This window comes from Prevotella phocaeensis (genome assembly GCF_900065875.1).
GTDB classification, from domain to species: domain Bacteria; phylum Bacteroidota; class Bacteroidia; order Bacteroidales; family Bacteroidaceae; genus Prevotella; species Prevotella phocaeensis.
On sequence record NZ_LT160623.1, the window covers coordinates 259,067 to 271,987 of the forward strand.

At 43.6% G+C, this 12,921-nt stretch carries 12 protein-coding genes; 9 read left to right on the forward strand and 3 right to left on the reverse strand.

Annotation, left to right across the window (positions count from 1 at the left end; all coding sequences use genetic code 11):
• Positions 1-147 precede the first annotated feature (147 nt).
• From BN3912_RS05365 to BN3912_RS05400, 8 genes are all read left to right on the forward strand, one after another.
• Positions 148-630 (forward strand): Dps family protein, encoded by a 483-nt coding sequence (locus BN3912_RS05365; protein WP_023984577.1) that lies wholly within the window; start codon positions 148-150, stop codon positions 628-630.
• Between the two features lie 304 nt (positions 631-934).
• Positions 935-1,219: a hypothetical protein gene (locus BN3912_RS05370; protein WP_230204660.1), complete on the forward strand. Its 285-nt coding sequence runs from the start codon at positions 935-937 to the stop codon at positions 1,217-1,219.
• A 230-nt stretch (positions 1,220-1,449) separates the two neighbouring features.
• Positions 1,450-3,624, forward strand: a complete 2,175-nt coding sequence (locus BN3912_RS05375) for a TonB-dependent receptor (RefSeq protein WP_023984575.1) — start codon at positions 1,450-1,452, stop codon at positions 3,622-3,624.
• A 55-nt stretch (positions 3,625-3,679) separates the two neighbouring features.
• Complete coding sequence (locus BN3912_RS05380; protein ID WP_036859771.1) at positions 3,680-4,435, forward strand: DUF4625 domain-containing protein; 756 nt, start codon at positions 3,680-3,682, stop codon at positions 4,433-4,435.
• A gap of 36 nt (positions 4,436-4,471) precedes the next feature.
• Complete coding sequence (locus BN3912_RS05385) at positions 4,472-4,960, forward strand: DUF4625 domain-containing protein (protein ID WP_081710378.1); 489 nt, start codon at positions 4,472-4,474, stop codon at positions 4,958-4,960.
• A 668-nt stretch (positions 4,961-5,628) separates the two neighbouring features.
• Complete coding sequence (locus BN3912_RS05390) at positions 5,629-7,035, forward strand: T9SS type A sorting domain-containing protein (RefSeq protein ID WP_023984572.1); 1,407 nt, start codon at positions 5,629-5,631, stop codon at positions 7,033-7,035.
• Between the two features lie 89 nt (positions 7,036-7,124).
• The gene (locus BN3912_RS05395; protein ID WP_023984571.1) at positions 7,125-9,569 is read left to right on the forward strand and encodes a phosphodiester glycosidase family protein; all 2,445 of its coding nucleotides are present in this window, start codon (positions 7,125-7,127) and stop codon (positions 9,567-9,569) included.
• 576 nt (positions 9,570-10,145) lie between these two features.
• The gene (locus BN3912_RS05400; protein WP_023984569.1) at positions 10,146-10,604 is read left to right on the forward strand and encodes a copper resistance protein NlpE N-terminal domain-containing protein; all 459 of its coding nucleotides are present in this window, start codon (positions 10,146-10,148) and stop codon (positions 10,602-10,604) included.
• 162 nt (positions 10,605-10,766) lie between these two features.
• On the opposite strand, the gene BN3912_RS05405 is transcribed toward BN3912_RS05400, so the two are convergent.
• The 3 genes from BN3912_RS05405 to BN3912_RS05415 all read right to left on the reverse strand — a co-directional run bounded on the left by BN3912_RS05405 (position 10,767) and on the right by BN3912_RS05415 (position 12,488).
• Entirely contained in the window at positions 10,767-11,267 is a 501-nt protein-coding gene (locus BN3912_RS05405; protein WP_023984568.1) for an SdpI family protein, read from the reverse strand.
• Positions 11,268-11,288: 21 nt separating this feature from the next.
• Positions 11,289-11,486: a type II toxin-antitoxin system antitoxin gene (locus tag BN3912_RS05410; protein WP_023984567.1), complete on the reverse strand. Its 198-nt coding sequence runs from the start codon at positions 11,484-11,486 to the stop codon at positions 11,289-11,291.
• Positions 11,487-11,549: 63 nt separating this feature from the next.
• Entirely contained in the window at positions 11,550-12,488 is a 939-nt protein-coding gene (locus BN3912_RS05415) for an SPFH domain-containing protein (RefSeq protein WP_023984566.1), read from the reverse strand.
• Positions 12,489-12,655: 167 nt separating this feature from the next.
• On the opposite strand from BN3912_RS05415, the gene BN3912_RS12425 reads away from it, so the two are divergent.
• Positions 12,656-12,921, forward strand: a 266-nt coding sequence (locus tag BN3912_RS12425; protein WP_230204662.1) for a hypothetical protein, incomplete at its 3' end; no start/stop codon positions are given.

The following is a 12,921-nucleotide window of genomic DNA, read 5'->3' on the forward strand; positions in this document are numbered from 1 at the left end:
GTATCTGTAAATCAACGTTAAAAGTACTAAAATTGATAAACTCTATACCGTTATAGTTTTTATCTGTTGTGCGGATACGAGAAAAATACTATCTTTGCATCAGAGATAACAATAAGAGTATTCATAAATAAAGAAAGGAAAAGAATTATGAAGAGTTTAGATTATTTGAACTTAGATGCAAACAAAGTTGCGGATGTAGTTAAGGGATTGAGCCGCTTGTTGGCCGATTTCCAAGTGTATTATGCTAATCTTCGCGGGTTTCATTGGAACATCAAAGGCGACGGTTTCTTTACTCTACATGCGAAATTCGAGGAACTTTACAACGATACAGCTAATAAAGTAGACGAAATTGCGGAACGTATATTGCAGTTAGACGGCACACCCGAGCACCGCTACAGCAAATATCTATCGGTGTCGACCGTGAAAGAAACCGATGTTATACATAGCGGACATGGTGCGGTGGCCCACATACTCGATACGCTTAAAGAGATTATCCGTCAGGAGCGTGCGTTAATTCAAACGGCGTCGGAGGCCAATGATGAGGTTACCGTAGCACTGCTCGACGACTACTTGAAAGGGCAGGAAAAAACGGTTTGGATGCTGGTTGCCTTTAACAGCGATCGCGCGTAGAGCCGATAGAAGCAACATCTGACCGAGACAGACCTATGGTCTGATAGCGATAAGTCTATTGTTCAACGGGCGTAGATGTATGATATATCGAGCGACAATGTACCGGATAACGGCGCATTGCCGCTCTTTCTTTTTAAATAGACAGCCAACTTTTAAATAAAATTAAAAACATTCATTTTTGCAATTGATCCTTTGTATGCTCGAAGAAACTTATTAATTTTGTCAGCTGAATAGCTGTTCGATTATGTTAGAGTCTAAGCATACGCGGAGAATTTTTATTTCTTGGTTGCTGTTGGCCGTATTTATGTTGCCGATAATAATCAAGGATTTTCATGTATGCCAGTATGATAACAGCATCGAATTAGCCTCTTCGAAAGCCTCAGGGAACCATTCCGGCGGGCATAATCCCGATAAATGTTTTATTTGTCAGTTCTCTTTTTCTACTTTCGGTATTGCCGATACCATAGCCATAGCGGCGGTTGTTGCCGTGTTGATGGGCACTGTAGTATTGGTATGTGTGCAGAAAGTAGCGCGCAGAGTAGCCGAAGTTATCAGTCTGCGGGCGCCTCCGTGCGCCGTATTGGGATAATTCTTATCCCACACCGACATTAATTATCCACCTTGTTTTTACGGTGCAGAGGGTGAAAGGCGTATTCTTTTGAACCCGTTATAGTGCGGTTTATCCGCCGATGGCACCCGTTTTTCTGCCGTGCAAGCAATATGCGTGGATAGGGTATGCCCCGTGTTCTGTGCCTGTAATGCAGGCTTGTGCGCGCAATACCCGTCTTTTATTACAGATTTTTTTATATTCTTACGGTTATGAATAGATTTGCTTTGGCAATAATTCTATCGTTGTCGGCAGCGTGCATATCGGGTGTTCCGCCCTTATGTGCCGCGCCTTGCGCCGCCATACCGCCATCTGTCGACACTACACGTATCGATACGGGCATTGTGTTGCACGATGTAACGGTGTATGGCAATGCGAAGAAAGACTATCAGATGAAGGCCTCGGTCAACGAGATAGAACTCGATCGCCGTTATTTACGGGGGAATTTCGCCGGTAGTTTAATGCAGAGTCTGCGCGGGGTACCCGGTGTAAAGGCGATGAGCATAGGTTCCGGACAGTCGAAACCCGCCATCCGTGGTTTGGGTTTTAACCGTATGATCGTGTCGGAAGACGGTATTAAGCACGAAAGTCAGCAGTGGGGAGACGATCATGGGTTAGAGATAGACCAGTTTGCCATAGACAGAATAGAGATTATCAAGGGCCCTGCAGCCCTGTTATATGGTTCGGATGCCATCAGTGGAGTGATTAATCTCTACAGCAACTATGTGCCTGTAAAGCCATTAGAAGGCAGCGTTTCGCTTTTCAGTCGTACCAACAATGCATCGTTAGGCGTGTCGGCCAAGTTGCAAGGACGCAATAAGAAGTTTTTCTATAAGGCAAATATGACATGGATAGACTATGCCGACTATAAAGTTCCGACGGACAGTATTCAGTACTATTCATACTATATAAAGCTGAAAGACCGCACGCTTCGTAATACTGCAGGGCGCGAACGTGACGGCAGTTTTACGCTCGGATACCTCGGATACCGTTTCAGAACCGACCTTAAAGTATCGGACTCTTATGCCAAGAGCGGCTTTTTTGCCAACGCACACGGTTTGGAAGTGCGCCTTTCCGATATCGACTACGACGCCTCGCGGCGCGATATAGACCTCCCATATCAAACAGTAAATCATCTCAAAATTATGAGTCACTCGGTGTATCAGGCGGGAAATCTTGTGGTAGAAGGCAATCTGGCTTATCAAAACAACCTGCGTAAGGAGTTTTCGGAGCCTGTCTCGCATGGCTACATGCCCATTCCGCTTGGCACGTTGGAACGGCGTTTCAACAAAAGCACCTATACGGGAAACATCGGGATGACACTTTCGTTGGGCGAAAAGCATCGGCTTAACGCCGGCATGAGTGCCGAATATCAGCACAACAGGCGCGGCGGATGGGGATTTATCATACCCGATTTCGAGTCTACATCGTTGGGTGCCTACGTTTACGACCGCTACACGATCAATCCGAATCTCATTCTGAATGCGGGAGTACGGTATGATAACGTGCATACATCTATCCATCGTTACAACGACTGGTATAAAACACCGGTGAAAAACAGTACCGATTCGGTGTTTAAAGAGCGATCCGGCGAGCTTAGACGGGCATTCAACAGCCTTACTTGGTCGGCTGGAATAAACTATAATGTAGGGCATTGGATCCTTAAAGCCAATGTTGGCAAGAGTTTTCGCGTACCTATACCGAAGGAATTGGGCGCGGATGGCGTGAATTATCATATTTTTCGTTACGAAAAGGGCAACTCTCTGCTCGATCCGGAAGAGTCGTATCAGGTCGATGCAGGTATCAACTGGAGCAACAAGGTGCTGGATATTCAGATCGATCCTTACCTGAATTACTTCCCTAATTATATCTATATGAACCCTACTTCGGAGTATTATGAAGGCCTGCAGCTATATTATTACCGCCAAAGCCGCGTTATTCGTTACGGGTTCGAGGCACAACTGACGTGCAAAGTTATGCGTAATTTGGAAGCAGAACTGAAGGGAGAGTATCTTTATGCAGAACAACTGTCGGGTGAAAAGAAAGGCTTCACGCTGCCGTTTTCTACTCCTTGGTCGGTCGATACGGGGCTTAAATACACGTTCTTTACCCGTCGACAGGGGCAAGAAGGATATCTTACGTTTAACGTCCATGTGGTGGGCGACCAGAATAATATCGTTCCGCCGGAGAAACCTACTAAGGGTTACTGCACTATAAATATGTCTGCGGGGAAAGAGTTTGCCCTGAAAGGCTGCTCACTCCGTGTAGGTATCAATGCCGAAAACCTGCTGAACCGCAGATATTACGACCATACAAGCTATTATAGACTAATAGACGTGCCCGAACCAGGGCGCAATGTGGCTGTGATGGTTGGCTTAGATTTTTAAATTAATACATTAATATAAACTTGAGACTCTATGAGTCTTGCAATTACAGACTATTATGAGAAAAGGAATGATTTGGGGAGCTATGACAGCTCTTGTTAGTATTTTAACGCTGTGTTTGGCTTCCTGTAGCAACAACAACGATGATCCGACGGAGACAAAGTTGGAGATTAATAAGCGTGAACTGGGCGAAGAAAATTCCAAAACGGCCGTTTTGGGCAAAGATCTGCACATCGAATGCGAGATATTGGCCGAGTCTAAGATCAGAAGCATTCGGGTGGCACTCATACAGGGGAATGCTGAAACCGTATTGATGAAAGACTTTAACAGCAATAAGAACTATGTGGGTGTGATCAATGCACACTTCCATGAGCACTTGGAACTGGACGGTAAGCTCGCTGCAGGTACTTACCGGTTCATCTTAACCGTTACTGATGAAAAAGGAAAAGAGGTGTCTTGGACCGACGAACTTACTTTGAAGGCTCCCGATCCCAATGCTCCGAAGATAGAAATCACCAGTCCTAATGCAAATAACAATACGGCCGAGGCAGGCAGCAAGTTCACCGTAAAGGCCGAAGTTACCGTGAAGTCTGCTGTTAAGAGTATCGAACTCGAGTTCCATGGAGACAAGGAATATCCGATAGAAGTGAGCGATTACAACGGTAAGACCGGTACCTTCGAGTTCAGTAAAGAGATTACAGTGCCCGCAGAAGCTGTAGCTGGCGAGTATCACCTGCACTTCACGGTGACCGATACCGACGGAAGAACGAACACGGAGGAGTTCGAAGGTTTCAAAATAACGGCTAAGAAGTAGGCCTATAGCAGGAGTATATATATAATAAGGTATAAGATGATGAAGACTATAAAACTGTTTTTACTTGCCTTTGTGCTTTGTTCGCTCGCCGCATGCAGCAGCAGTAGCGATGATAACGGTACGAAGGATAAAGAGAAGCCTGTTATTTCAGATAAGGATATTGTGGCAAGTCCCACAGATTGTCAGGTGTATAAGCGCGGAGAGACGATACCTGTGAGGTATCTGTTCAAGGATAATATAGAGCTCGGAAGCTTCAATATCGAGATACATAATAACTTTGATCATCACACACACAGTACCTCTGCCGCCGATTGTCCGCTCGATGAAAAGAAGAGTGCGGTTAATCCATGGGTCTACAACGAGAGTTTCGACATTCCGGCAGGGCAGAAAGAGTATGCCTCTACCGTGGATATAAAGATTCCCGACAATATAGATGTGGGCGATTACCACTTCATGCTGCGCCTTACGGATAAGGTTGGATGGCAGGAACTAAAGGCGGTTAGCATAAAAATTACCGCTCAATAACAGTGCTGTTAAGGCATTTTTTCATTGAAGTTCGGGGGCTTTGTCTTGCGAAAGACGGCCTTTATCTGTAAGGAGATGGCCTTTGTATCGTAAAGAGACGGTCTTTAGCGTGTAAAGAGATGGCCTTTTTATCGTAAAGAGACGGCCTTTTATTCGTAAAAGAGCTATTTTCTTAACGAAATAAGCGCTTATTCTTCGTTGCATCGAGGTGCTAAAAGACGAAGATATCAAGAAAATGGAGTGCAAAAGAAAATGATTAAAATCTTACGAATTGTTATTTCGTAAGATGCGTGGTAAGTGGTAAGCGATCCGTCGGTTCAGCAAATTTATTGTACGTGCCGACGGGTTTTTCGCTTTTGAGCATCTTGTTTTACCATCTTTCTTTCCTTCATCTCCCTCTTTCTCTTCTTTGAATGTAAGAGGTAGCGAGGTAAAAAAAATAGGATAAAATGATGATAATATGAAAAATAATGCATATATTTGCACAGCATGGGTTATGCCTCTGCAATTAAAAAAACAAGTTTTATTGTGTTCGACTTGTACTATCTTTGCACAAGATAGTTACCGCTGCAAAGATTACAGCTTGTAATGAGAGAGTATCTATTTGTTGTAGACAACCATAGACCTATTAACAAAAACTAATATTAACCATTTAAAACCTAAACATTATGAGCAAAACTTTACTTAATTTGGCTGTATTTGCTTTGTGGAGCATTGCTGCAGTGGCACAAACCGATAAAGATCCGGCAATCTATGCACCGACAGCGTCGGGTGAACAACTCACCAATTTGTATCTTAACTCAGCCCTTTTACATGGCGGAACTCCCATCTATCCGGGCAATGTAACGGGCGATGCACGCGGAATGGCTGTTGCCAACGGCAAGATGTATATGTGCAACAGAGTTTCAGGCAATGTTTCGCAACTTGTGGAACTTGATGGAACAACAGGCACATTGCTTCGGAAGATAGATCTTCCGGAGGAGATGTGGAAGGAAGACGACAATCAACTGGGATTTATCTGTAACGATGTGCAAGTAGATGATGCCGGTCATATTTTTGTTGCCAACATGTCTACGGACATGCGCGGAACAACAGCGGCACATATCTTCAGGGTAAATTATGTAGATGTTACGCAGACGCCCGTACAGTATCAAACAGTACTTAACGCGACCTTACCCACTACCCTGCTTAAGGCGATGCGTGTAGACACCTATGATCTTTACGGAGATATTTTGCATGGCAATGGTTTCATTATGCTTCCGATTAGCGGTGCTGAAGAAGGTGCGGGGAATACGGTGATCAAATATACGGTAACAAATGGTGTGGCCGATGCTTCCAATCCGCAGACAATTGTACTCACAGAGTTCAATCCTTCATCGGCAAAAGCTGCCGGTGCGGCTCCGCGCATTAATATCATCGACAACGATCTTTTCTATCACGACGGCTTTAATACGATGCCTATGCTTTATGATATGAATGGTGCAGTGGTAGACGGCTTCCAAAACAACAAACCACTGACTCCCGCAAGCACGGGGCAGAATGGAATCACAGAGTTCGAACTCAATGGATCTTATTATCTCGTTGTAGCTTCGACAAATACTGATGATGGAGAGGCACCACAAGCCTTCGATATATTTAAGTTCAAGGACGAAGGACGCTCATTTGCCGACATGACATTGCTCTATCGCTTTCCTCAAACAGGATTAGGTAAGGTCGCAAATGCCGTGAGAACAGCCTTGCCCAGAGTAGAAATCGTCAACGGAGAAGACGGACAAAAGAAAGCGCGCATCAATATCTATGCCTACAGAAATGGTTATGGCATCTATGAATTTGTGAACAATCAGCCTACTGACATCGTTAAAGTGGAAAGTGAAAAGATTAACTACGCAGTTCATGGAAACTTAATCACGGTGAATGAAAATGTAAAAGCCATCGTTCTTTATAACCCGTCAGGACAAAAAGTGGATGAGTGTACAAACGGCAACACTGTTAAAGCTTCTGCACGTGGCGTATATGTACTGAGCATTCAAAGTAAGAATGGAAGTATGAAAACGATGAAAATCGTTATTGGTTAGTTTCATTGAACTGGCAAAGACTTTCTTTGCAAGGTTTCTATCGGCTTCTCTTTTACCCTTATATTATAGCATATAACACTTATTCTCCTATGAAAAAGATTATTCAAAGTTTCCTTTTTCTTCTGTTGCTGACAGCTTCTGCACATGCAAATGATGTTATCATTGATGGAAAAACCTATCGTGTAGACACGGTGGCTTTGTTTAAAGCTGGCCCCGGAACACAGTACATGGCCTTAGAGTTTAGAGGAACCAAGCGTATCAATGCATTCTTCTTGAAAGTCGATCTCACCAATCCTTATATCATCTATCGGGCCGCTTTGGGCCGCGACTCTATTTATGGAGGCGAACAACCGTCAAAAGTTGCTATGCGAAAGAGCAAGGAAAATGCTGCGTATATTGCGGGAACAAACGGTGATTTCTACAATGTCACCAACTATGTGGGTATGCCTATCGGTTATACGGCGGTCGATCACGAGCTGGCTAACAACACTTCGTTACCTAATCATCAGCAGGCACTGGCTATCGACGAGTCAAAAGTGCCTTATATCGGTGCGATGAACTATTCCGGAAACCTACAGATCGGAACCAATAACTATGCGATTGATCATGTCAATCATTTGAGAGGAAATAACCAATTGGTACTTTACAATCAGCATAACGGACAATATACCCACACGGATGCGAATGGGACGGAAGTGCTTGTAACGCTTGCAGAAGGTGAAACTTGGGATATCAACAAGGAAATTCGTACAAAAGTGGTTTCGGTAGTGCAGAATAAAGGCAATATGTTTATCCCATCAGGCGGTGCTGTTCTGTCTGCCAACGGTGCTATGGCCGAAAAACTATCCACTCTTACTAAAGGGATAGAAGTAAAAATCTCACTGGACCTATCGCTTGATGGTGTTACTTCATCGTTTACCGATGTGGTAGGTGGCGATCCCCGTAGCCCCATGTTGAAGAACGGTATCGTTAATACAACCGAGGTATGGAACGAGCTGCATCCGCGTACAGGATTCGGTTATACACAGGATAAAAAGACGGCTATCCATTGTGTGGTAGATGGCCGCAGCACGCTCTCTTCCGGAGCAACGACTAAAGAGCTTGCCGAAATCATGCAATTTGCAGGTGCATACGATGCTATTAATCTTGATGGTGGCGGTTCGAGTTGTCTGTTCTTAAAAGATTTTGGTCCAATGAACAAGACCAGTGACGGTTCTGAGCGTGCTGTCGGCAATGGTATCTATGTGATTTCTACGGCACCAACAGACAACACAATAACCGAAATAAGAAGCCTTCGAACAAAGGTTCGTCTACCACGTTATGGCATCTACAAACCTACATTCTACGGCTACAACCGTTATGGAGTGCTTGTTTCAAAGAATGTCGAGGGCGTAACACAGACCGTTGCCTCCACAGTGGGTGAGATATTGTCTGACGGTAGTTTCTTTGCATCGGGAAAACAGTCAGGAGAAATCATCGCACAATATAACGGAGCAACAGAGAAAATACAGGTAGAGCTGCTGCCCGAAGCTCCGATTACTATTCGGTTAGACTCCGTTTTACTCGATAATCACGTAAGTTATCCCATAGAAGTGCAGACTGTTGTTGAAGGAAATCTTCTCGATCTCTATTCGGGTGCACTAAAATGGGAGGTTGCCGATCCATCCATTTGCACCGTTACCAACGGTATTATCAAAGGATTGAAGAATGGCTCTACTTTCGTAACCGGCACATTGGGTAGTTTTACTGACCAGATCAAGGTGAATGTAGAGATCGCCAATAAGCCTTCAATTACGGTCTGCCCCTTTACTGATCCCCAATGGAGCATTACGCATTCAGGCAACTTGACGAATGTTGTAAATACAACAACGACAGATGCCATCAAAACAACATTCACTTATAAGGCAGGGCGCAACACCAATGTGGCCTATCATAACGATATTCCGTTGTACAGTTTGCCCGACAGTTTTAAGATTACGTTCAATATCGGCGAAACAAACGTTAGCAAGTTGAGCCTGCGCTTTAAGGAGAACAATAGCAATATGGAGACAATCAACAAGGAATTTCAAAGTTTTGAGAAAGGCAAAGACCACACTATCAGTCTCGCATTGGCCGATATAATGGACCACCCTAACGATAGAGGAGCTTATCCCTTGCACTTCAATTTTATGCAGTTCTCTATCAGCGGCTCAGGTATGACAGCTCAAAAGAATTATGATATCGCCATCAAAGAGTTTGTTCTTATCTATAAAGATGCCACAACAACCATTCAAAGCACAACGAAAGACACACAGCAGAAAGTGTTTGTCAATACTATTAAGGGCGAAAAACTCATGGTTTATTTTGATTTCGACAAAGAAGAGAAGGCACAAATTGAACTTCTCTCGGCATCAGGAAAAGTGCTGTACAAAAAACATTTAGGTATTGTTAGAAAGGGCAGCCACACATTTCCAATAGAAAAAATGGCTCACGGCGTATATTTAATAAAAGTCAGCTATGGCAAAAAGTATAAAACCTTAAAAGTAATGATTTGAGTCTGATTGAACTGCTTGCGGCTATGGATAATAAAGTTCTGGTGTTGTAAAAGCCACCAAAGAAAACAAAGGAAGAAAAAGAAAAGCACTGAAAAGTGTTTTACTGAAATCTCTTCCTTAATAGTATGGCCGGCATACAGAAATGTGGTAGGGAGCAGATTTGCCATTTTTTTTCGAAAGACTGCCTCCTTTCTCTTTTCGTCGGTCATACTAAAGACTGGCATGTGTTATGCCCGATAGCGAAATTTATGTAGATAGAGAACATTACTTATTTCTGTTGAAGACGAGGGGAAATTCCTGCAAAACAATAAAAATGATTGTTTGACAAACAAAAAACAAGCATTTCCTTTGGTTAGACAGCACCTTTTATTTATCTTTGCATCCGTAGCAAGAGTTGTTTTTGACACAAACGCAAATTAAGGAAGTTTAGGGTATTTGGGTAGTAATCAAAGCGTAATCCTTTTTTGTTTCCTGTTTTATAAGTACTTATAATCAAAGAGTTACAAAGAGCCGATACTTTTGCACCGCAAATACGTAATATTGCACTCGAATAATTAAAACAAATTTAAAAAGAAGATGAAAAAATTAATGTTGATTGTTGCTGCATGTGCAGCAATGGTAGCTTGCAAACAGAGTGGCAAGACTGCCGAGAATATGAACGGAACCGACTCGGTTACCGATTCTGTAGTAGTAGATTCCATGGTTTATGAAGGTACTCTGCCGGCAGCAGACGGCCCGGGTATCCGTTACAGTTTGGCCCTTGCAGGCGATTCTACCAACGGTTATCACCTCACGATGACTTATCTTGAGGCCGAAAACGGTAAGGACAAAGCGTTCGATTACAACGGAGTAGCAGAGGTTGTTACCAAGACTGTCGGCGGTAAAGAGAAGAAAGCCTATAAATTCAGCCTTGGTGAAAAGGAAGCGCCAGCTTACTTCATGATCGTTGACGACTCTACCTTGCGTGCCGTTAACGACCAATTAGAGGAAGCAGTTACTAAAGATTTGAACTACGATTTGAAGCTGAAGAAGTAATATAGCGCGCTTTTTCGATAAATATAAATATTCCCCGAACCTCACGGTTTCGGGGAATATTCGTTTTAAGAGTTATGTGTAGCCCGCTTAGAAGTACGGCCTATTCCTTTTAACCGGTGCTTCTATCGGGCTTATTTCTATGCTCTATGCCGGCGGGCAGATTTATGTGTACTGAATTTTGTATATGTAGTACAGCCACACACCTAAGAAACCAACGACGAAAGTGACACCTAAAATATTGCCGAATGTATCGGATAATGTGTAATAACGGCTGATTGCATCGGTTAGGAGTACCATCGACAGGCAGAAAGTAAGCAGTCTGTTGGCTCTGGAGGCCAATTTCAGCTGGCGCATTTCGTGGGCGAAAGTGTCTAAATTGTACCGTTTCGGATAATAAGATTTGTAAAGAAAGAGCAGCACGACGAGACTCAAAAGAACATTTATGCGTACATCTCTCCATTTAGATACGTATTCTGTCACGTTTCCTGCTTCGTCGTAGGCCTTCGGAATCATATCCGGAGCGTGCCTGAATGTCCAGAACGTCAGGATCAGAGATATTGCAATTATACAAAATATGATACTTTCGAAGATCTTGGCTTCGATGTTTCTGTTAGGCAGGATATGGTTGTAATATTCGTTCCGGATGCTTTTGATAATGTTCATAGCTTCGTCTTTGTTTCTCGTTTATTCGCTGTTGTCTTCTTTCTCATTGGCTTTACGCTTTCTCAGTCGGCCGTTTTTGCGCAATGCCTCGGTAATAATCCACTGCAATTGGCCGTTGATAGAGCGGAAATCATCGGCAGCCCATTTCTCTATAGCATCCATCGTGCCGGCATCCACACGCAGGATAAAGCTCTTGTTCTTATTTTCTTTTTTCGCCATTACTGCTGTTTTCTGTCGCCATGCTCGTGCCCTATTCCCGAAAGAGGCAGGGAACGGGGCGCTTTACATATTCAAAGTGCCTGTGTTAACGACCGGTTGCGCAGTGTCGTCTCCGCAGAGTACCACCATCAGATTGCTCACCATGGCGGCCTTCTTGTCGTCGTCGAGTTCTACAACCCCTTCGTCTGCCAGCTTTTCAAGTGCCATCTTCACCATCGAAACGGCCCCTTCGACGATCTTTTCGCGTGCTGTAATGATGGCATTTGCCTGCTGTCGTCGCAACATAACGGCTGCTATTTCGGGTGAATAGGCCAAATAATTGATACGGGCCTCTACTATATCGATGCCAGCCATGTCCAATCGTTCTGTCAGACGCTCCTCCAACTGCTTGTTGATATCGTCTCCGCCATCGCGGAGTGTAAGTTCTTTAGAATCTGTTTCGGTATCATCGTAGGCATATTGCCCTGCTACTTGTCGTAAAGCAGCCTCACTTTGTATCTTTACAAAGTTCTCGAAAGCCCGCATAATATTGTTCACGTCTTTACCGATTGCGGCTGCTCCCGCCATTGTTTGGGCATCGATCTCGAACATGGCCTTATACGTATCTTTCAATTTCCATACGAGTACCAGCCCTATCATTACAGGATTGCCTATTTTATCGTTCACTTTAATAGGCTCGGCATTTAGGTTTCTGGCCCTAAGAGAGAGTCTTTTCGTGTTTATAAATGGATTTACCCAGAAGAAGCCTATATGTGTAAACGTGCCACGATACTTTCCAAAGAACATCATAACGCGAGCTTCGTTAGGTTCGAGTTGCATCAAGCCCTTGAAACAGAACAGAGTGGCAAGCATACAGGTAAGAGATACGAAGCTTAGAGGCGACTCCGCGTTGACATAGAAGCCGAACAAAGCGCCGAAAACTACTGCGAGTGCGAGGAGTATTACAAGCATGAGGAAACCGTTTACGATAGCTCCTTTGAAACTGAATTCCTTATTTTCCATAATCGTAAGTATTTTATTATTTTTATATGATATCATTTCGATATCACAAAAATATATGTTTGTTTCAAACAAACCAAATGTTTTATCGGCTATTTTACATAATTTAACACATGATAATCCTTTATACACACTAATTCCTCGAATTTATACACAGCCCTATCAAACTTATGTACAATTATCAATTTCATTGTCTCGAAATCCGATTCCGTGGTTCATCACGTCAACCTCCGTGGTTCATCGCGTCAACCTCCGTGGTTCATCGTGTAAACTTCCGTGGTTCATCGTGTCAACCTTCGTGGTTCACGATGTCAACCTCCGTGGTTCATCGCGTCAACCTCCGTGGTTCATCGTGTCAACCTCCGTGGTTCATCGTGTCAACCACTCGTATTCAGACAATAAGTATAGATAGATTGTATATAAAAAAGCGTCCGCA

Coding starts and splice junctions, on each gene's coding strand:
- BN3912_RS05415 (WP_023984566.1), bottom strand. CDS start 12,488: ATGGAAAATAAGGAATTCAGTTTCAAAGGAGCTATCGTAAACGGTTTC.
- BN3912_RS05370 (WP_230204660.1), top strand. CDS start 935: ATGTTGCCGATAATAATCAAGGATTTTCATGTATGCCAGTATGATAAC.
- BN3912_RS05400 (WP_023984569.1), top strand. CDS start 10,146: ATGAAAAAATTAATGTTGATTGTTGCTGCATGTGCAGCAATGGTAGCT.
- BN3912_RS05380 (WP_036859771.1), top strand. CDS start 3,680: ATGAGAAAAGGAATGATTTGGGGAGCTATGACAGCTCTTGTTAGTATT.
- BN3912_RS05405 (WP_023984568.1), bottom strand. CDS start 11,267: ATGAACATTATCAAAAGCATCCGGAACGAATATTACAACCATATCCTG.
- BN3912_RS05410 (WP_023984567.1), bottom strand. CDS start 11,486: ATGGCGAAAAAAGAAAATAAGAACAAGAGCTTTATCCTGCGTGTGGAT.
- BN3912_RS05395 (WP_023984571.1), top strand. CDS start 7,125: ATGAAAAAGATTATTCAAAGTTTCCTTTTTCTTCTGTTGCTGACAGCT.
- BN3912_RS05375 (WP_023984575.1), top strand. CDS start 1,450: ATGAATAGATTTGCTTTGGCAATAATTCTATCGTTGTCGGCAGCGTGC.
- BN3912_RS05365 (WP_023984577.1), top strand. CDS start 148: ATGAAGAGTTTAGATTATTTGAACTTAGATGCAAACAAAGTTGCGGAT.
- BN3912_RS05390 (WP_023984572.1), top strand. CDS start 5,629: ATGAGCAAAACTTTACTTAATTTGGCTGTATTTGCTTTGTGGAGCATT.
- BN3912_RS05385 (WP_081710378.1), top strand. CDS start 4,472: ATGATGAAGACTATAAAACTGTTTTTACTTGCCTTTGTGCTTTGTTCG.